This window comes from Mycobacterium sp. P2_H7 (assembly GCF_056403275.1).
The window spans coordinates 12,675-31,535 of record NZ_JBFUFU010000012.1; the positions used below are offsets into that span (position 1 = coordinate 12,675).

The following is an 18,861-nucleotide window of genomic DNA, read 5'->3' on the forward strand; positions in this document are numbered from 1 at the left end:
CGTGCGTGGAATGCCGCGCTGACACGGTGTGTCGCGTGCAAACGCGCACGCTCGCGGTCAGGTGGCGCTGCCGATGGCGTCACTCAACGATGCGAACCCACCGGCCCGCAGGCGGTCGGCGATGCCGTCATGGATGTGTTTGGCCCACAGACCGCCGCCGTAGATGAACCCGGTATAGCCCTGCAGCAGCGTCGCACCGGAGATGATGCGCTGCCAGGCATCGTCGGCGGTCTCGATACCGCCGACGCTGATCAGCACCAGCTTTCCGCCCACCCGGGCATGCAGGCGACGCAGCACTTCCAGCGACCGTTCCTTGACCGGCGCACCCGACACGCCGCCGGAACCCAACTCGGCGACACCAGGCGTGTGCAGGCCGTCGCGGGCGATCGTGGTGTTGGTCGCCACGATGCCGGCCAGCCCCAATTCGACTGCCAGATCCGCGATCTCGTCGATATCGGCATCGGACAGGTCTGGCGCGATCTTGACCAGCACCGGCGTCGTCGTGGCGGCTCGCACCGCGGCCAGAATCGGGCGCAGCGCGGACACCGCCTGCAGGTCACGCAGGCCGGGGGTGTTGGGGGAGCTGACGTTGACCACCAGGAACGCCGCCAGCGGACCTACCAGGCGAGCACTCTCGGCGTAATCCTCGACGGCACCTTCGGGCGGGGTCACCTTGGTCTTGCCGATGTTGACCGCAATCGGCACGTCGGGGGTGTGTCGGGCCAACTCCAGTGCCAGCCGGCCGGCCCCATGGTTGTTGAAGCCCATCCGGTTCAGCAGCGCCCGGTCCTCGGCGAGCCGGAACAGCCTGGGTTGCGGATTACCGGGCTGGGCCTGGGCCGTGACCGTGCCGACCTCGGCGTAGCCGAAGCCCAGCGGTCCCCACACCCGCATCCCGCGGCCGTCCTTGTCGAAGCCGGCAGCCAGGCCGAGCGGGCCCGGGAAGTGCACCCCCAGCACGGTACTGGCCAGTATCGGATCGCTGGGAGTGAGTCGGCGTGACAGGGCCTTGCGGCTGACCCCGAAGTAGGTCGCGGCCCGCAGGGCGGCGAAGACCCACGTGTGGATTCGTTCCGGATCGACGAGGAAGAACATCCGGCGCAACAGGTTGTAGATCACAGTGCCGGCTGATCCCCGAGAGCGGTTTTCTTGCGGCGCAACAACACCCGCCGGCTGCCATCGGTATAAAGGCGCACCCGTGTCAACTCCCAGCCGCGGTACTCCGCTTCGATCGACAACCGGATCGAGGCCGACAGCCGGGTGACGTCAGGGGGGAGCCGCAGTGGCACCCACTCGTAATCGTCGGACAGCTCACCGGCCCAGCCGATCGGCATCCGGCCGCGCTGGACTTCGCCGCTCATCGTTTCCCCGCCCCCTTGATCACCTGGACACCCGCCCCCGATCCGGACACCACATAGAGGGTGCCGGACGCGTCGTCGTAGGCGAGATGGTCCGGTTGCTGGACGGTTCGATAGCGCACCTTCTCTACGGGTATGCCGGTCGCCAGATCGTATCCAACGACGGTGTTCGTGGCAGTCTGAGACACCCAGGTGAGCGTGCCGGATCCGGCCAGTCCGTACGGGGCGTCGCGCACCGGATAGGCCTGCCGCAGGATCAGCGGTTCGGTCCCGTAGACCAGCAGCGCGCCGCCGCGGGTGTCGGCCACCAGCACCCGGCCGGCGGCGTCGGCGGCGATCGTCGTGGCGCCCTCGCCGGCGCGCAAGGCCTGCTCGGCCTTGGTGCCGTCGTCGTCCACCTCGGTCACCGACGTCTGGCCGCGATCCAGAACCACCACCGAATTACCCTGCGCCACAAGTCCGTCGACATGCGAGAAGATCTTCAGGTCGGCACTGACGGTGTTGTCGGCCGCAAGGGTCAGCACGGCGCCGTCGGCACTACCGAGGGTCAGGCGGCCATCGGCGCGCCGGGCGATGGCGGTGAACTCGGTATCGGCCGCACCGGAGATGTCCACCCGCGACACCGCGCCGGTGGCGACCTCCACGCGCAGATATCCGCCCCGGGCCGCCAGATAGACCTGCCCCTCGCCGTCACCGGTCAGTGCGCGCGCCGGCACGGGAAGAGCGACCGTTCGGGAAGTCCCGCCGAACACGGTGAGCCGATCTGCCGGCCCGAGCACCGCCAGCGCGGCGGTCCGGGCATCGAATGCGGCAGCCAGTCCGGGGGTGTCCAAGGGACGCACGACACCGTCCGGATTACGCGTCACCGGCGGCGACACGGCCGCCGACGCGGGGGTGATCGTGGGCGGTGGCGAATCCACGGGGCTCTTGGAGCATCCCGCGGTTATGGCGGCAACCAGGGTGAATGCGGCAACGATCGAGGAAACGGCAGCGGATTTCGTGTGCAAAGGCCCGTTCGACTCCTCATTGCGTGGCGGCAGTTGTTTCGTTTTCAATTTTTCGGCAAACATCTGCAAGTCCGGACACGTTCCACGATGTGGCGGTATGGTGCCGCTATGGCTCTCGTGCCGGACTTCCTTATCGACGATGAGTTTGCCATCGAGGACATCTCGACCGGCGTGCACGCAAGCGGTTTCGGCATGCTCGCAGGTGGGCGCAGTTTTTCCTTCCACTTGGAGGATCGTCAGTCGCTGGTGGTCGAGATCTACCGGCCGCGCCTGGCCGGCCCCGTCCCGCAGCACGAGGACATCGTGGGGACCGCCGTGCGCAGCCTCATCGACGTCGACCTCTCCGATGAGCGCAGCCTGACCGCCGCGGTGCGCGACGCGGTGGCGGGCGCCGGACCGGTCGATCGCACAGCACGCTGACAGCACACCCACGGTACGGTCGTCGGCGTGACTGACGTGTCGTGGCTGCAGGTGGTCGTCTTGTCGATCGTCCAGGGGCTGACCGAATTCCTGCCCGTGTCCTCCTCCGGGCATCTCGCGATCGTCTCTGAAGCGTTCTTCGGCCGCGACGCCGGCGCCTCGTTCACCGCCGTCATCCAGATCGGCACCGAGATCGCGGTCCTCATCTACTTCGCCCGCGATATCGGGCGGATCCTCACCGCGTGGTTCGGTGGCCTGTTCGATGCGGCCAAGCGCACCCCCGACTACTGGCTGGGCTGGTGGGTGATCCTGGGCACCATCCCGATCGGGATTGCAGGCCTGGTGTTCAAGCACTACATCCGCGACGACATCCGCAACCTCTGGATCATCGCGACCGCGCTGATCGTGTTCTCCGCGGTGATCGCAGCCGCCGAGTACTTCGGCAAGCAGACCCGCGAGATCACGGACTTCACCTGGAAGGACAGCTTGATCGTCGGCACCTCCCAGGCGCTCGCCCTGATCCCAGGAGTCTCCCGGTCCGGCGTCACCATCAGCGCGGGACTGTTCCTCGGCCAGAAGCGCGAGGCCGCCGCGCGGTTCGGTTTCCTGCTCGCCATTCCCGCGGTGCTGGCGTCGGGACTGTTCTCGCTGCCGGATGCCTTCCACCCCGAGGGCGCCGGGCAGAGCGCGACCGGGCTGCAACTGCTGGTGGGCACGGTCATCGCGTTCGTCATCGGCTACGCCGCGATCGCCTGGTTCCTCAAGTTCCTGGTCCGCCACAGCATGTACTGGTTCGTCGGCTACCGGGTGATCGCGGGCGTCACGGTGCTGATCCTGCTGAGCACCGGTGTGATCGCCGCATGACGGTCATCCTGTTGCGGCACGGCAGATCCACCTCCAACACCGCGCACACGCTCGCCGGCCGCTCCGAGGGCGTCGATCTCGATGAGAAGGGCCGCGAACAGGCTGCGGGGGTGGTGGACCGGATCGGCGGACTGCCGATCAAGGCGATCGTGCGGTCACCGCTGCTGCGCTGTGCCAGCACCGTCGCACCGCTGGCGGCCGCGCTCGACCTCGAGCCGACGCTGGAGGACCGGATCACGGAAGTCGACTACGGCACCTGGACCGGACGCAAGATCGGCGAGCTGCTCAAGGAGCCGTTGTGGACGGTGGTGCAGCAGCAGCCCAGCGCAGCCGTCTTCCCCGACGGCGAGGGGTTGGCCCAGGTGCAGGCCAGGGCCGTCGCGGCGATACGCGAACATGATCGCCGGCTGGCCACCGAACACGACGGCGATGTGCTGTGGGTGGCCTGCTCGCACGGTGACGTGATCAAGGCGGTGCTGGCCGACGCGCTCGGTACGCACCTGGACAGCTTCCAGCGCATCACCGCGGACCCGGCCTCGATGAGCGTGGTCCGCTACACCGACAGCCGGCCGTTCGTGCTGCATGTGAACCACACCGGCAGCGGTCTGACCGCCGGGTTGGTCGCCAAGCCACACACCGCACCCGCCACGGATGCGGTCGTCGGCGGCTCCACCGACTGAAGCCAGGCCCGATACCGGTATTTTGAAAGGTGCCATGGCTCGCGCAATCCACGTCTTCCGCACACCCGACCGCTTCGTGGCCGGGACCGTCGGGCAGCCCGGGAACCGCACGTTCTATCTGCAGGCGGTGCACGACAAGCGGGTGATCTCGGTGATACTGGAAAAGCAGCAGGTCGCCGTTCTCGCGGAGCGGATCTCGGCCCTGCTGCTCGAGATCAACCGCCGGTTCGGCACCCCGATCCCGCCCGACACCGGGGTGGTGGACGATCTGAACCCCTTGGTGACTCCCGTCGACGTCGAGTTCCGGGTCGGCACCATGGGTTTGGGCTGGGATTCCGAGGCGCAGACGGTGGTGGTCGAGCTGCTGGCGGTGTCCGAGACCGAATTCGACGCCTCGGTGGTGCTCGACGACGCCGAGGAAGGTCCCGACGCGGTGCGGGTGTTCCTGAGCCCGGAGTCTGCGCGGGAATTCGCCAACCGGTCCAACCGGGTGATCTCCGCCGGGCGGGCGCCCTGCCCGCTGTGCGATGAGCCGCTGGACCCCGAGGGCCACATTTGCGTACGCACCAACGGCTATCGGCGCGGAGCGTTCGGCGGAGCCGATGATGACGATGACCCCGAGATCTGAGGATGAGCGGGCCGACCGGGTTCTTGCGCACGGCGAACTGACCGTCCTCGGGCGGATCCGCTCGGCCAGCAACGCGACGTTCCTGTGCGAGGCCCGCCTCGACGAGGATCTCGTGCACTGCGTGTACAAGCCGGTGGCGGGGGAGGCCCCGCTGTGGGACTTCCCCGACGGCACCTTGGCAGGACGGGAGTTCGCCTCCTATCTGGTGTCGGCGGCTCTGGGCTGGAATGTGGTGCCCTACACCGTTGTTCGTGAGGGCCCCGCGGGCTCCGGGATGGTGCAGCGGTGGGTGGATCAACCCGGCGATGCGTTATCCGGGGAGGAAGAACCGCCGGAGAGTGACTGTCCGGATCTCGTCGACCTGGTGCCCGCGGGTCACCTGCCGCCGGGCTACCTCCCCATCCTGCAGGCCTACGACTACGCCGGCGACGAGGTGACCCTGGTGCATGCCGACGACGAACGGCTGCGCCGGATGGCGGTTTTCGACGTCGTGATCAACAACGCCGACCGCAAGGGCGGGCACATCCTGGCCGGCGTCGACGGCGGCGTGTACGGCGTGGACCACGGTGTCAGCCTGCACACCGAGGACAAGTTGCGCACCGTGCTGTGGGGCTGGGCGGGTAAGCCGGTGGGCGACGCCACCGTGGCTGCCGTCGCGCGGTTGGGCGAGCAGCTGCGGGGCGACCTCGGCGCGCAGCTGACTGAGCACATCACCGGCGACGAGGTGGCCGCCCTGCACGCGAGAGTCGTTGCACTACTGGACAATCCGGTGATGCCCACCCCGGATCGGCATCGGCCGATCCCGTGGCCGGCGTTCTAGGAACGCTTTCCGAAGTAGCCTTCGAACGGGTTCCACGACACGCTGCCCCTGGTGTGCAGGTAGTACTGGTAATTGGCGCCGGCCATGACCGCACCGGCGAAGCCGAAACCGAGCGCTTGCGCGATGCCCGATGGCACCGGCAACAACGTGATCAACACGCCCAGGGCGATCCCGACCCCGAGCAGGGTGGTGGCCTTCTGCCACATCCCCTTGACATAGAAGTAGATGGCGCCGAACAGGAACGCCCAGATGTTGGACGTCAGCACCAGTTTCTCACCGAAGGACAGTGCCTTGTAGGCGGCTTTGGCCGCGGGTGTCGAGTTCGGTAGCCCGTAGGCGTCGTAGAAGGCGAATCGCTTCTGCCACGAGGGCGCGAGCGGGGTGGATTCCGGTGCCGACATGATGCCTCCTGAGCCGGGCTGGACCTTCGCCGATGACCGCGCCGTGAGGGCGGGTTTCACCAGCACGACATACTAGGCCGGTGAATATTGCCGCGCAGTCCGACGCCGAGGTGGCCGCCACGGTCGCCGCCGAGGCCGGCCGCCTGCTGCTGGCGGTACGTGAGGAAATCGGTTTCTACGATCCCTACGACCTCGGCGACGCCGGCGACCGGCGCGCGAACACGCTGATCCTCAAACGCTTGCGGGAGCTGCGGCCGGAGGACGCCGTCCTGTCCGAGGAAGCCACCGACAACCTGGCCAGGGTGCATGCCGACCGGGTCTGGATCGTCGACCCGGTGGACGGCACCCGCGAGTTCTCCCTGCCCGGTCACGCCGATTGGGCCGTGCACATCGCGCTGTGGCAGCGCAACGGAACCGCCGACGGCGCGATCACCGACGCGGCGGTCGCGCTGCCCGCCGTCGGCGAGGTGTACCGCACCGACACCGTGACACCGCCGCCCCCGCGCGCAGACGGGCCGATCCGGATCACCGCCAGTGCCTACCGGCCGCCCGCCGTGCTGTGGTGGCTGCGCGACCATCTCGACATCGAACTGGTGCGGATCGGCTCGGCAGGCGCCAAGGCGATGGCTGTGGTGCGCGGTGATGTCGACGCCTACATCCACGCCGGCGGGCAGTGGGAGTGGGACTCGGCCGCCCCCGCCGGGGTCGTGCAGGCCGCGGGGCTCCACGCGACACGGCTGGCCGGGGACCCGCTGCTGTACAACCGCCGCGACCCGTACCTGCCGGACCTGTTGATGTGCCGATCCGAGGTGGCCGGCATTCTGCTGGACACCATCAGATCCGCGAACTGACTTCGGGAATGGAACGCCCGCCGATGTTGTCGGTAACGGGGAGTAGACACGTCGGTTCACCGACGGGGCCGACGGGAGAGCACGCTGACCGCACACCTTAGAGTCGACGCCATGCAGTCGTGGCCGGCGCCGACCGTTCCCAAGTTGCCCGGTTCGGGTGTGCCGCTGCGGCTCTACGACACCGCCGACGAGCAGGTCCGCCCGGTGTCACCGGGACAGACCGCCACGATGTACGTCTGTGGGATCACCCCGTACGACGCCACCCATCTGGGCCACGCCGCCACCTATCTGACCTTCGACCTCATCCACCGGCTCTGGCTGGATGCCGGCCACGGGGTCCACTACGTGCAGAACATCACCGACGTCGACGACCCGCTCTTCGAACGGGCCGCCCGCGACGGGATCGGGTGGCGTGAACTCGGTGACCGTGAGACACAACTGTTCCGCGAGGACATGACCGCGCTGCGCGTGTTGCCGCCGCGGGATTACGTCGCAGCGACCGACACCGTCGGCGAGGTCGTCGAACTGGTGGAGAAACTGCTGGCGTCGGGGGCGGCGTACATCGTCGACGACCCGCAGTACCGCGACATCTACTTTCGCGTCGACGCCACCGAGCAGTTCGGCTACGAATCCGGCTATGACCGCGACACCATGTTGCGGTTCTTCACCGAACGCGGCGGCGATCCGGGCCGGGGGGGCAAGACCGATCCGCTCGATGCGCTGCTGTGGCGTGCGCAGCGTCCCGACGAACCCAGCTGGCCTGCCTCGTTCGGGTCCGGCCGACCGGGCTGGCACATCGAATGCGCGGCCATCGCACTGAACCGCATCGGCAGTGGGTTCGACGTCCAGGGCGGCGGGTCGGATCTGATCTTCCCGCATCACGAATTCTCCGCCGCTCACGCCGAATCCGTCACGGGGGAGCGAAGATTCGCTCGGCACTACGTGCACTCCGGGATGATCGGCTGGGACGGCCACAAGATGAGCAAGAGCCGGGGCAACCTGGTTCTGGTGTCGAGGCTGCGCGCCGACGGTGTCGACCCGGCCGCGGTGCGGCTGGGGTTGTTCGCGGGGCACTACCGCGCGGACCGATTCTGGAGCAACGAGATACTGGACGAGGCACTCGGACGGCTGGCGCGCTGGCGAGAGGCGGCGGCTCTGCCCGCCGGCCCGGACGCGACCGACGTCCTGAACCGGGTGCGCCACTACCTGGCCGATGACCTTGATACCCCGAAAGCCCTTGCCGCACTTGATGGTTGGGTAACGGATGCGCTGACCTACGGCGGCGCCGACCCCGACGCCCCGCGTCTGGTGGCCGCAACCGCCGATGCACTGCTTGGTGTGCAACTGTAACCAGCGGTACGGGGTAAGTTGACCCGTATGAGTTCACTGACCGGCAAAGTCGTATTCATCACAGGAGGCGCCCGCGGCGTCGGCGCAGAAGTGGCCCGCCGGCTGCGGGCCAAGGGCGCCCGCCTGGTGCTCACCGATCTGGACGAGGCCCCGCTGGCGGAATTGGCAGCTGAACTGGGCGGGGACGCCCACGTGCTCACCGCGCTGGCCGACGTGCGGGACCTGCCCGCCATGCAGCGGGCCGCCGACACGGCGGTCCAGCGCTTCGGCGGCATCGACATCGTGCTGGCCAATGCCGGAATCGCCAGCTTCGGGTCGGTGCTGCAGGTCGACCCGGAGGCATTCCAGCGCGTCGTCGAGGTCAACGTCGTCGGGGTGTTCAACACCGTGCGGGCCACGCTGCCCGCGGTGATCGACCGGCGCGGCTACGTGCTGGTGGTGTCCTCGCTGGCGGCGTTCACCTCATCGCCGGGGCTGTCGGCGTATCACGCGTCCAAGGCAGGCGCCGAGTACTTCGCCAACACCCTGCGCCTGGAGGTCGCGCACCTGGGCGTGGACGTCGGGTCGGCGCACATGAGCTGGATCGACACACCACTGGTGCAGGAGGCCAAGGCCGACCTCTCGACGTTCCGGGTGATGCTGTCCAAGCTGCCGACCCCGCTGAACCGGACCACCACGGTGGAAGCCTGCGGGGAGGCGTTCGTCAAGGGCATCGAAGGCCGCCGCACCCGCATCTACTGCCCGGGCTGGGTGGGGGCTTTCCGCTGGATCCGGCCGTTCGTCACCACCCGGGTCGTCGAACAGCGGATCAGCGCGCTCACCCCGGAGTTGCTCCCGAAGCTGGACGCCGAGGTCGCCGCGCTGGGCAGGTCGCTGAGCGCGCGCACCGAGGCGCTGGAAAAGCCTTAGCGACCCCGTCTGCGCAGGTATTTCTCGAATTCCGCGGCCAGGGCGTCGCCGTCGATCTTGCCGAGCGCCTCGTTCATGTCCACCTCGGCGTCGCCGCGTTCCTCGAGGGACTGCACGTACTCGGCGATCTCCTCGTCGTCGGCCGTCATCTCGGTGACCGCCTGCTCCCACTCCTCGGACTGGGTGATCAGATCGCCGAGGGGCACCTCGATGTCCAGGACGTCCTCGACGCGGCGCAGCAGCGCCACGGTGGCTTTCGGGTTGGGCGGCTGCGACACGTAGTGCGGCACCGCGGCCCAGAACGTCACCGCCGGGATCCCGGCCTGCACGCACGCGTCCTGGAATACCCCGGCGATGCCGGTGGGACCCTCATACCGGGTCTCCTCCAAGCCGAAGAACTTCGCCGAATCGGAGGAGTACGCGGCACCGGAGACCGGCACCGGGCGGGTGTGCGGTGTGTCGGCCAGCAGAGCGCCCAGGATCACGACGGTGTCGACGTTGAGCTTGTCGGCGATGGCCAGCAGCTCGGCGCAGAAGGTGCGCCACCGCATGTTGGGCTCCACGCCGTGCATGAGCACGATGTCGCGGTCGCTGCCCGGCGGGCGGCAGTGCGAGATCCGCATCGACGGCCACACCAGCTCGCGGGTGACCCCGTCCACCTGGCGGATCACCGGGCGATTCACCTGGTAGTCGTAATACGCCTCGTCATCGATCTCGACGATGGTGTCGGCTTCCCACATCGTGTCCAGGTGTTCCAGGGCATCGCTCGCCGCGTCGCCTGCGTCGTTCCAGCCCTCGAAGGCCGCGACGATGATGGTGTTGCGCAGATCAGGCAGGCCATCCGACGGGGTCACACCATCAGCGTAAGCCCTGCCAGGTATGCATGAGCGGCATCGCCCCGCCGTTGAATCCGGCTGGGCCGCCGTGGGTACCCCGGTGCACCGTGGTACCCACGGCATTGACTTGGGCGTCCCTGACGTTGGACGGGTGACGACGTAGACTTGTCGGGTCGAGAGGCGTTGCAACGGCTATTCGGGGGTCCTGGTTCCCCTCGGTATCCGCCACGCTCGGCAGAGTTAAGGACGCCTTCCGCTATGGAAGGACGTACGTGGACGCCGCTGAATCGGTCACCTTCGCGCCGAACATCCGCCCCGACTGCACCGACGAACTGACGGCTGCTCTGCGCCGACGGATCATGGTGATCGACGGCGCGATGGGCACGGCGATCCAGCGCGACCGGCCGGACGAAGAGGGCTACCGCGGCGACCGGTTCACCGAGTGGCCCACGGCCCTTCAGGGCAACAACGACCTGCTCACCCTGACCCAGCCGCAGATCATCGAGGGTATCCACCGCGAATATCTGGAGGCCGGCGCCGACATCCTCGAGACCAACACGTTCAACGCGAACGCTGTCTCGCTGTCGGACTACGACATGGCGGACCTCAGCTACGAGCTGAACTACGCCGGCGCCGCGCTGGCCCGCCAGGCCGCCGACGAGTTCAGCACCCAGGAGAAGCCCCGCTACGTCGCCGGCGCGCTGGGCCCGACGACCAGGACGGCGTCGATCTCGCCGGACGTCAACGACCCCGGGGCCCGCAACGTCTCCTATGACCAGCTGGTCGCCGCCTACTTGGAGGCTGCCAACGGTCTGGTCGACGGTGGCGCCGACCTGCTCATCATCGAGACGATCTTCGATTCTCTGAACGCCAAAGCCGCGGTGTTCGCCGTCGAGACGCTGTTCGAGGAGCGCGGCCGCCGCTGGCCGCTGATCATCTCGGGCACCATCACCGACGCCTCCGGGCGGACGCTGTCCGGCCAGGTCACCGAGGCGTTCTGGAATGCGATCCGGCATGCCAAGCCGCTGGCGGTGGGGCTCAACTGCGCCCTCGGCGCCCCGGAAATGAGGCCGTACATCGCGGAGGTGGCGCGCATCGCGGACACCTTCGTCTCCTGTTACCCGAATGCGGGCCTGCCCAACGCCTTCGGCGAGTACGACGAGTCCCCGGAGGCCCAGGCCGGCTACATCGCCGACTTCGCCGAGGCCGGCCTGGTCAACCTGGTCGGCGGGTGCTGCGGAACGGCGCCTCCGCATATCGCCGAGATCGCCAAGGTCGTCGACGGCAAGACGCCGCGCGAGTTGCCATCGATCGCGGTGGCCACCCGGCTCTCGGGCCTGGAGCCGCTCAACATCACCGACGACTCGCTGTTCGTGAACATCGGCGAGCGCACCAACATCACCGGATCCGCCCGGTTCCGCAACCTGATCAAGGCCGAGGACTACGACACCGCGCTGTCGGTCGCCCTGCAGCAGGTCGAGGTCGGGGCGCAGGTCATCGACATCAACATGGACGAGGGCATGATCGACGGCGTCGCCGCGATGGATCGCTTCACCAAGCTGATCGCGGCCGAGCCCGACATCAGCCGCGTCCCGGTGATGATCGACTCCTCCAAATGGGAGGTCATCGAGGCCGGCCTGAAGAACGTGCAGGGCAAGCCGATCGTCAACTCGATCTCCATGAAGGAGGGCGAGGAGAAGTTCGTCCGCGAGGCACGGCTGTGCCGCAAGTACGGCGCCGCCGTCGTCGTGATGGCCTTCGACGAGCAGGGCCAGGCCGACAACCTGGAGCGCCGCAAGGAGATCTGCGGGCGCGCCTACCGGATCCTGACCGAGGAGGTCGGCTTCCCGCCCGAAGACATCATCTTCGACCCGAACTGCTTCGCACTGGCGACCGGCATCGAGGAGCACGCGACCTACGGGATCGACTTCATCGAGGCCTGCGCCTGGATCAAGGAGAACCTGCCCGGGGTGCACATCTCCGGCGGCATCTCGAACGTGTCGTTCTCGTTCCGCGGCAACAACCCGGTCCGTGAGGCGATTCACGCCGTGTTCCTGTTCCACGCCATCAAGGCCGGCCTGGACATGGGCATCGTCAACGCCGGCGCGCTGGTGCCGTACGACTCGATCGACCCCGAGCTGCGGGACCGCATCGAGGACGTCGTCCTGAACCGTCGCGAGGATGCCGCCGAGCGGCTCCTGGAGATCGCGGAACGGTTCAACTCCAAGGAGAAAGCGGACGATCCGAAAGCGGCCGAGTGGCGCAGTTTCCCCGTCCGCGAACGGATCACCCACGCCCTGGTCAAGGGCATCGACGCCGACGTCGAGACGGACACCGAGGAACTTCGGGCCGAGATCGCCGCAGCCGGTGGTCGCCCCATCGAGGTCATCGAGGGCCCGCTGATGGACGGCATGAACGTCGTCGGCGACCTGTTCGGCTCGGGCAAGATGTTCCTGCCTCAGGTGGTGAAGTCGGCCCGGGTGATGAAAAAGGCTGTGGCTTACCTGCTGCCGTTCATCGAGGCGGAGAAGGAAGAGGGCGCCAGTAAGGCCAAGGACACCAACGGCACGATCATCATGGCGACCGTCAAGGGCGACGTGCACGACATCGGCAAGAACATCGTCGGAGTTGTCCTGCAGTGCAACAACTATGAGGTCATCGACCTCGGGGTGATGGTTCCTGCCCAGAAGATCCTGGACGCCGCCAAGGAACACGACGCGGACATCATCGGGCTGTCCGGCCTGATCACCCCATCGCTGGACGAGATGGTCAACTTCGCCGTCGAGATGGAGCGTCAGGGGCTGGAGATCCCGCTGTTGATCGGTGGGGCGACCACCTCGCGTGCGCACACGGCCGTCAAGGTGTCGCCGCGTCGCAGCGGCCCGGTGGTCTGGGTCAAGGACGCGTCGCGCTCGGTGCCGGTCGCGGCCGCGCTGCTCGACGACAAGCAGCGGCCGGCCCTGCTCGAAGCCACCGAGAAGGACTACGCGGCTCTGCGCGAACGGCACGCGCAGAAGAGCGAGCGGCCGATGCTGACGCTGGGCAAGGCGCGGGCGAACCGAACCCCCATCGAGTGGGACGGCTACACACCGCCGGTGCCCGCGCAGGGTGTGGGAGTGCGGGACTTCGAGGATTACGACCTCGCCGAGCTGCGCGAGTACATCGACTGGCAACCGTTTTTCAACGCGTGGGAGATGAAGGGCCGTTTCCCCGACATCCTCAACAACCCGGCGTCGGGGGAGACCGCGCGCAAGTTGTACGACGACGCCCAGGAGATGCTCGACACCCTGATCAAGGAGAAGTGGCTGACGGCCAACGGCGTCATCGGGTTCTTCCCGGCGAACGCCGTCGGGGACGACATCGAGGTCTACACCGACGACACCCGTTCCGAGGTGCTGACCACGCTGCACAACCTGCGGCAGCAGGGTGAGCACCGCGACGGCGTCCCGAACAAGTCACTCGGCGACTTCGTCGCGCCCAAAGAAACGGGCCTGGCCGACTACGTCGGCGCTTTCGCCGTCACCGCGGGGCTCGGCAGCGCCGACAAGATCAAGGAATTCAAGGCCGCCAACGACGACTACAACGCGATCCTGCTGGAGTCGCTCGCCGACCGGTTGGCCGAGGCGTTCGCCGAGCGGATGCACCAACGGGTCCGCAAGGAGTTCTGGGGATTCCAGCCCGACGAGCAGCTCGACAACGAGGCACTCATCGGGGAGAAGTACGTCGGCATCCGCCCCGCCCCCGGCTATCCGGCGTGCCCGGAGCACACAGAGAAGACGACGCTCTGGGAGTTGATGGACGTCAAGGAGCGGACCGGCATCGAACTGACCGAGTCCATGGCGATGTGGCCCGGAGCCGCGGTCAGTGGCTGGTACTTCAGCCACCCGCAGTCGCAGTACTTCGTGGTCGGCCGGCTGGCCCAGGACCAGGTCGCCGACTACGCCAAGCGCAAGGGCTGGACGCTGGCCGAAGCCGAGCGCTGGCTGGGGCCCAACCTCGGCTACAACCCGGAAGACTGATTGATGCGTGCGGAGCTGCGAGCCGTCCTCTTCGACATGGACGGCACCCTGGTCGACAGCGAAAAGCTGTGGGATGTCGGAATGCATGCGCTGTATGCCCGGATGGGCGGGGTGATGACTGAGGAGTCCCGCGAGGCGACCGTCGGCGGCTCGGCCGAGACGGTGATGGTGCATACCTATCGCGATCTCGGACTGGAACCCGACCCGGCCGCGATCACCGCCTCCATCAACTGGTTACACGACTACGTGGGTGACCTGTTCGAGGGCGGCCTGCCCTGGTGCGACGGTGCCCGCGAACTCCTGGACGCGCTGCACGCGGAGGGGGTCCCGATGGCGCTGGTCACCAACACCCGACGCAACCTCACCGAGAAGGCGCTCGACAGCATTGGCAGGCACTACTTTTCGGTGACGGTCTGCGCCGACGAGGTGCCTCGTGGCAAACCCGCACCGGACCCCTACCGGCGCGCCGCGCACCTGCTGGGATTGCCGCCTGCGCACTGCCTGGCGGTCGAGGACTCGATCACCGGGACGGCCGCCGCCGAGGCCGCCGGTTGCCCGGTACTGGTGGTGCCCAACGATATTGCGGTGCCCACCAGTCCACGCCGGCATCTCGTCCCGTCGCTCGGCGACCTCGATCTGGCGGCGCTGCGCGATATCCATACAGGACTCGCCACCGAAGTGGCCTGACACCGGTCCCGTCTGTGCGATGGTGATTGCTGCACCATCACGCAATGTCGCGGGGAAGGACTTGTCATGTCTCATGGTCCGGTAGGGGGAGACGGTCCGTCCGTCTTCGGTGAAGAGAAGTTCACGTCGGGCACCAGCGCCGTGCGCATTGCCGCGGTGGCGGCCCTGGGCGGTCTGCTGTTCGGCTACGACAGCGCCGTCATCAACGGTGCCGTTGCGTCCATCTCGCAGGATTTCAACATCGAGGGCCTCACGCTGGGCAACGCGGTCGCCTCGGCACTGCTCGGCGCCGCGGTCGGCGCCATGACCGCGGGCCGGATCGCCGACCGCATCGGACGCATCACGGTGATGAAGATCGCCGCGGTGTTGTTCTTCATCAGCGCCATCGGCACCGGGCTGGCGCCAAGCGTCTGGGTACTCGTCGTCTTCCGCGTCATCGGTGGCATCGCCGTCGGCATCGCATCCGTCATCGCGCCGGCCTACATCGCGGAGACGTCGCCGCCACGGATTCGAGGCAGACTCGGCTCACTCCAGCAGCTCGCCATCGTGTCCGGCATCTTCCTGTCGCTGGCCATCGACTACGTCCTGGCACAGATCGCCGGTGGCGCCAACGAGACGTTGTGGCTCGGGCTCGATGCCTGGCGCTGGATGTTCCTGGTCATGATGGTGCCTGCCGTCGTCTACGGACTGCTGACGTTCACCATTCCCGAGTCGCCGCGTTATCTTATTGCCAGCCATAAGATTCCGGAGGCCCGCAAGGTATTGAGCATGCTGCTGGGCGAGAAGAACCTCGAGATCACCATCGACCGGATCAAGGAGACGCTGGAACGCGAGGACAAGCCGTCCTGGCGCGACCTGCGCAAGCCGGGCGGCGGCTTCCTCGGCCTCTATAGCATTGTGTGGGTGGGCCTCGGCCTGTCGATCTTCCAGCAGTTCGTCGGCATCAACGTGATCTTCTACTACTCCAATGTGCTCTGGGAGGCAGTCGGATTCTCCGAAGGAGACTCGTTCGTCATCACGGTGATCACCTCGGTGGTGAACATCGTCACCACGCTCATCGCGATCGCACTGGTCGACAAGATCGGACGTAAACCGCTGCTTCTGATCGGTTCGACGGGCATGGCGGTCTCGTTGATCACGATGTCCTTCATCTTCGGCACCGCGTCGCTGGACGCGTCGGGCAAGCCGTTCCTCGGCGATGTGGCCGGACCGGTGGCACTGATCGCCGCCAACGTGTTCGTCATCGCCTTCGGCATGTCGTGGGGCCCGGTGGTGTGGGTGCTGCTCGGTGAGATGTTCCCGAACCGCATCCGCGCGGCGGCGCTCGGCTTGGCCGCTGCCGGGCAGTGGGCGGCGAACTGGTTGATCACTGTCTCGTTCCCCAAGCTCAGCGATCACCTGGGCGTGGCCTACGGTTTCTACGGACTGTGCGCGGTGCTCTCGTTCCTGTTCGTCTTCCGGTGGGTACGGGAGACCAAGGGAGTGTCCCTGGAGGATATGCACGCCGAGGTGTTGCACGAGGACAAATCCGTCACGAATTGACCATCGAGTCGTTTGCCAGCGGGATCTGCGGCACCGCCGCCCCACCGTTACCTTGATTGCCGGAGCACTTTGCTCCGTGGGGGGGTGAGCTGTTGAAAACCGGCCGGTTGCGTTCGCGGGACATCACGGCGATCGCCGTGCCGTGGATACTTGTCGCGGCGTTGGCACTGGTGATGTTGCTGGCTCATGAGGCGCCCTATCTACCCGTCGTAGACGACGGCATCTCGCTGGCCCTCGCTGGCTACGCGGCCGCACGCGCCGTGATCGCGGCCCGCGCAGCCGAGAAACGCGTGCGCCTGGCCTGGGCGATCCTGGCCACGGCGTTGGCATCCTGGGCGATCGGTGACGCGATCTGGTTGGTGTACGACGTGGTGCTGCGCGAGCCGCCGTCGCCCTCACCGGCTGATCTGTTCTATCTGGCCTTCAATGTTCTCGTCGCGGTCGGTCTGTCCCAGCTGCTCGCGGCGGGAACTCTGATCTCACGGCTGCATCTGGCGCTCGACGCGCTGACGGTGTCACTCTGCCTGTTCCTGCTGGTGTGGATTTTCAGCCTGAATCGCGTGTTCGACACACTTCGTGATGACAACGTCGGACTGACGCTGGCGCTCATCACTCCATTGGCCGATGTGGTGGTGCTGTCCATCGCCGTCCTGGCCGTGGCGCGCTCGCGACGCCGCAGACCGATCGCGCTGGCGGTCGTCGCGGTCGCTATCACCTTGGTCACCTCGGCCGACGGCACTTTGGCGTTTCTGACCGTCAACGGCAGCTACCGCGCCGGACATTTCATCGATCTGCTGTGGGCGTCGGCGATGGCGTTGTTCGCCGTGGCGGCGGTGCTGAGCCAGCGCCAGCAGCCGGCGCCCGAACGTCCGGCGCCGGTTCCGTCTCATTCGTCGCTGTGGTTGCCCTACGTCCCCTTGTTGCTCGCAGGCGTGCTCGGTCCGCCGGTGGTGATGCGCGGTCTCGAGAGCGTGCTGGTGCAGCTGATTGTCTGCGTGATCTGCGCCAGGCAGATGCTCTCAGCGTGGGACAACAGGCAGCTGCTGACGGCCGCGGCCGACCAAGCGTTGCGAGACCCGTTGACCGGCTTGGCAAATCGGACATTGTTCAACGAACGATTGGACCATGCGGTTCTCTTGCGCGTCCGCGATTCCCGGCCGATCACCGTCATCTCGATCGATCTCGACGATTTCAAGCTCGTCAACGACAGCCTGGGCCACCCGGTTGCGGATCGGCTGTTGATCGGGGCCGGACAACGCTTCCTCGAGTGCGTCCGGACCGGCGACACCGTCGCGCGGCTGGGCGGCGACGAATTCATGATGCTGCTGGAGGGCGATGCGGATGACCATCAGATGGTCGCGCAACGGGTGGTCGAGGCTTTCGAGCGGCCGTTCGAGGTCGATGAGAATGAGGTTTTCCTGCGGCCGAGTCTCGGTGTGGCGACGGCCGGCGAGGATGAGCCGGACCTGAGCGCCGAGGTCCTGATGACCCGCGCCGATCTGGCGATGTACGCGGCCAAACGGTCGGCGGCGGACGTCCGGACTTTCGCTGCCGACCTGGCCACGGCACATACCGATGCCGTCGATCTCAGACATCGGTCCAATCGGCCCCCAAGTGGCGGAGCCGAGCGCATACGGCTGCTGGGTGAACTTCGCGACGCAGTCGATCACGGCACCATCGAAGTGGCCTATCAACCGAAGGTGAATCTGGGCAGTGGGCTGGTCACCGGTGTCGAGGCACTCTTGCGGTGGCCGCACCCCCGGCTGGGCACGCTGCGTCCCGACGCATTTTTGTCCCTCGTGCGGCAACACGGTCTGATGCGCCCGGTGTCGGAGATTGTCGTCCGCAAGGTGCTCGACGACGCTGCCGACTGGCGGTCCCAAAATTTGGACATCGCCGTCGCGATCAATTTGTTCGCACCGATGCTGCGTGACACGCGTCTGCCTGATCAGCTCTGCCAGGAGCTCGACACCCGTCACCTCAGCCACGATGTGCTGACCGTTGAGATCACCGAGGATCTGGTCTTGACCGATGTCGGTACCGTCAAGGCGGTGCTCCATGAGCTGCGCGAACGGGGCGTCCGGGTGTCCATCGACGACTTCGGCAGCGGCTACTCGGCCTTGTCCTACTTGCGTGATCTCGCCGTCGACGAAGTGAAGCTCGACCGACAGTTCGTCGCCGGCGTCACCTCGGACGCACGGGCGGCAGCTGTCGTCAGTGCCGTGATCGATCTGACCCATACCCTGGGTATCTCGGTGGTCGCCGAAGGTGTCGAAGATGCCGACACCGCCGACTGGCTGACGCAGCACGACTGTGACACCGGCCAGGGCTTCTACTTCAGCACGCCGGTCGAACCCGACGCGGTGCCTACCTTGCTGAGCCGACTCGGCGCCCCCGGTTGAGCTTCCCCGAGCCGTTACACGATCTGTAGGACGGTCACCCTGCCCGCAAAACGTCCAGCTTCCATGAGAGCTCCCGTGGAATCATCC

Annotated in this window: 17 protein-coding genes; 12 read left to right on the forward strand and 5 right to left on the reverse strand. The window is 67.0% G+C overall.

Annotated elements, in window-relative coordinates; translation table 11 throughout:
- Positions 1-57: 57 nt before the first annotated feature.
- The 3 genes from AC1DY7_RS19145 to AC1DY7_RS19155 are packed head-to-tail and all read right to left on the reverse strand — an operon-like array spanning position 58 to position 2,278.
- The gene (locus tag AC1DY7_RS19145; RefSeq protein ID WP_477495544.1) at positions 58-1,116 is read right to left on the reverse strand and encodes a quinone-dependent dihydroorotate dehydrogenase; all 1,059 of its coding nucleotides are present in this window, start codon (positions 1,114-1,116) and stop codon (positions 58-60) included.
- Complete coding sequence (locus AC1DY7_RS19150) at positions 1,116-1,361, reverse strand: DUF5703 family protein (protein ID WP_477495290.1); 246 nt, start codon at positions 1,359-1,361, stop codon at positions 1,116-1,118. Before AC1DY7_RS19150 ends, AC1DY7_RS19145 begins: the two co-directional genes overlap by 1 nt.
- Positions 1,358-2,278: an NHL repeat-containing protein gene (locus AC1DY7_RS19155; RefSeq protein ID WP_477495291.1), complete on the reverse strand. Its 921-nt coding sequence runs from the start codon at positions 2,276-2,278 to the stop codon at positions 1,358-1,360. The genes AC1DY7_RS19150 and AC1DY7_RS19155 overlap by 4 nt, the downstream gene beginning before the upstream one ends.
- Before the next feature lie 195 nt (positions 2,279-2,473).
- Between AC1DY7_RS19155 and AC1DY7_RS19160 the strand changes: the two genes are divergently transcribed.
- Genes AC1DY7_RS19160 through AC1DY7_RS19180 form a run of 5 tightly spaced genes read left to right on the forward strand, consistent with a single transcriptional unit; the run spans position 2,474 to position 5,777 of the window.
- Positions 2,474-2,785 carry a hypothetical protein gene (locus AC1DY7_RS19160; protein ID WP_477495292.1) on the forward strand — a complete coding sequence of 104 codons (312 nt, stop codon included), beginning with the start codon at positions 2,474-2,476 and terminating at the stop codon, positions 2,783-2,785.
- Between the two features lie 36 nt (positions 2,786-2,821).
- Complete coding sequence (locus tag AC1DY7_RS19165; protein ID WP_477495545.1) at positions 2,822-3,649, forward strand: undecaprenyl-diphosphate phosphatase; 828 nt, start codon at positions 2,822-2,824, stop codon at positions 3,647-3,649.
- Positions 3,646-4,329 (forward strand): histidine phosphatase family protein, encoded by a 684-nt coding sequence (locus AC1DY7_RS19170; RefSeq protein ID WP_477495293.1) that lies wholly within the window; start codon positions 3,646-3,648, stop codon positions 4,327-4,329. The genes AC1DY7_RS19165 and AC1DY7_RS19170 overlap by 4 nt, the downstream gene beginning before the upstream one ends.
- 34 nt (positions 4,330-4,363) lie before the next feature.
- On the forward strand, positions 4,364-4,957 hold the full coding sequence (locus AC1DY7_RS19175) for a DUF3090 domain-containing protein (protein ID WP_477495294.1): 594 nt from the start codon (positions 4,364-4,366) through the stop codon (positions 4,955-4,957).
- Complete coding sequence (locus tag AC1DY7_RS19180) at positions 4,941-5,777, forward strand: SCO1664 family protein (protein ID WP_477495295.1); 837 nt, start codon at positions 4,941-4,943, stop codon at positions 5,775-5,777. Before AC1DY7_RS19175 ends, AC1DY7_RS19180 begins: the two co-directional genes overlap by 17 nt.
- Here AC1DY7_RS19180 and AC1DY7_RS19185 read toward each other — a convergent pair.
- Positions 5,774-6,178, reverse strand: coding sequence for a DUF2628 domain-containing protein (locus tag AC1DY7_RS19185; protein WP_477495296.1), 405 nt, complete (start codon positions 6,176-6,178; stop codon positions 5,774-5,776). The genes AC1DY7_RS19180 and AC1DY7_RS19185 overlap by 4 nt on opposite strands.
- A gap of 80 nt (positions 6,179-6,258) precedes the next feature.
- Between AC1DY7_RS19185 and AC1DY7_RS19190 the strand changes: the two genes are divergently transcribed.
- From AC1DY7_RS19190 to AC1DY7_RS19200, 3 genes are all read left to right on the forward strand, one after another.
- A complete protein-coding gene (locus AC1DY7_RS19190; protein ID WP_477495297.1) occupies positions 6,259-7,029 on the forward strand; it encodes a 3'(2'),5'-bisphosphate nucleotidase CysQ in 771 nt (256 codons plus the stop codon).
- A 111-nt stretch (positions 7,030-7,140) separates the two neighbouring features.
- Positions 7,141-8,379, forward strand: coding sequence for a cysteine--1-D-myo-inosityl 2-amino-2-deoxy-alpha-D-glucopyranoside ligase (gene mshC / locus AC1DY7_RS19195; RefSeq protein ID WP_477495298.1), 1,239 nt, complete (start codon positions 7,141-7,143; stop codon positions 8,377-8,379).
- 27 nt (positions 8,380-8,406) lie between these two features.
- Positions 8,407-9,288, forward strand: a complete 882-nt coding sequence (locus AC1DY7_RS19200) for an SDR family oxidoreductase (protein ID WP_477495299.1) — start codon at positions 8,407-8,409, stop codon at positions 9,286-9,288.
- On the opposite strand, the gene AC1DY7_RS19205 is transcribed toward AC1DY7_RS19200, so the two are convergent.
- On the reverse strand, positions 9,285-10,142 hold the full coding sequence (locus AC1DY7_RS19205; RefSeq protein WP_477495300.1) for a PAC2 family protein: 858 nt from the start codon (positions 10,140-10,142) through the stop codon (positions 9,285-9,287). The two genes, AC1DY7_RS19200 and AC1DY7_RS19205, sit on opposite strands and share 4 nt — an antisense overlap.
- A gap of 341 nt (positions 10,143-10,483) precedes the next feature.
- Between AC1DY7_RS19205 and metH the strand changes: the two genes are divergently transcribed.
- The 4 genes from metH (at position 10,484) to AC1DY7_RS19225 (ending at position 18,774) form a co-directional block, all read left to right on the forward strand.
- The gene (metH, locus tag AC1DY7_RS19210; protein WP_477495546.1) at positions 10,484-14,143 is read left to right on the forward strand and encodes a methionine synthase; all 3,660 of its coding nucleotides are present in this window, start codon (positions 10,484-10,486) and stop codon (positions 14,141-14,143) included.
- A gap of 15 nt (positions 14,144-14,158) precedes the next feature.
- The gene (locus tag AC1DY7_RS19215; RefSeq protein WP_477495547.1) at positions 14,159-14,830 is read left to right on the forward strand and encodes an HAD family hydrolase; all 672 of its coding nucleotides are present in this window, start codon (positions 14,159-14,161) and stop codon (positions 14,828-14,830) included.
- A gap of 66 nt (positions 14,831-14,896) precedes the next feature.
- Positions 14,897-16,372 (forward strand): sugar porter family MFS transporter, encoded by a 1,476-nt coding sequence (locus AC1DY7_RS19220; protein WP_477495301.1) that lies wholly within the window; start codon positions 14,897-14,899, stop codon positions 16,370-16,372.
- 92 nt (positions 16,373-16,464) lie between these two features.
- A complete protein-coding gene (locus AC1DY7_RS19225; protein WP_477495302.1) occupies positions 16,465-18,774 on the forward strand; it encodes a putative bifunctional diguanylate cyclase/phosphodiesterase in 2,310 nt (769 codons plus the stop codon).
- Positions 18,775-18,861: the final 87 nt, after the last annotated feature.

Coding starts and splice junctions, on each gene's coding strand:
- AC1DY7_RS19150 (WP_477495290.1), bottom strand. CDS start 1,361: ATGAGCGGCGAAGTCCAGCGCGGCCGGATGCCGATCGGCTGGGCCGGT.
- AC1DY7_RS19160 (WP_477495292.1), top strand. CDS start 2,474: ATGGCTCTCGTGCCGGACTTCCTTATCGACGATGAGTTTGCCATCGAG.
- AC1DY7_RS19170 (WP_477495293.1), top strand. CDS start 3,646: ATGACGGTCATCCTGTTGCGGCACGGCAGATCCACCTCCAACACCGCG.
- AC1DY7_RS19175 (WP_477495294.1), top strand. CDS start 4,364: ATGGCTCGCGCAATCCACGTCTTCCGCACACCCGACCGCTTCGTGGCC.
- AC1DY7_RS19180 (WP_477495295.1), top strand. CDS start 4,941: ATGACCCCGAGATCTGAGGATGAGCGGGCCGACCGGGTTCTTGCGCAC.
- AC1DY7_RS19185 (WP_477495296.1), bottom strand. CDS start 6,178: ATGTCGGCACCGGAATCCACCCCGCTCGCGCCCTCGTGGCAGAAGCGA.
- mshC (WP_477495298.1), top strand. CDS start 7,141: ATGCAGTCGTGGCCGGCGCCGACCGTTCCCAAGTTGCCCGGTTCGGGT.
- AC1DY7_RS19200 (WP_477495299.1), top strand. CDS start 8,407: ATGAGTTCACTGACCGGCAAAGTCGTATTCATCACAGGAGGCGCCCGC.
- metH (WP_477495546.1), top strand. CDS start 10,484: ATGGTGATCGACGGCGCGATGGGCACGGCGATCCAGCGCGACCGGCCG.
- AC1DY7_RS19220 (WP_477495301.1), top strand. CDS start 14,897: ATGTCTCATGGTCCGGTAGGGGGAGACGGTCCGTCCGTCTTCGGTGAA.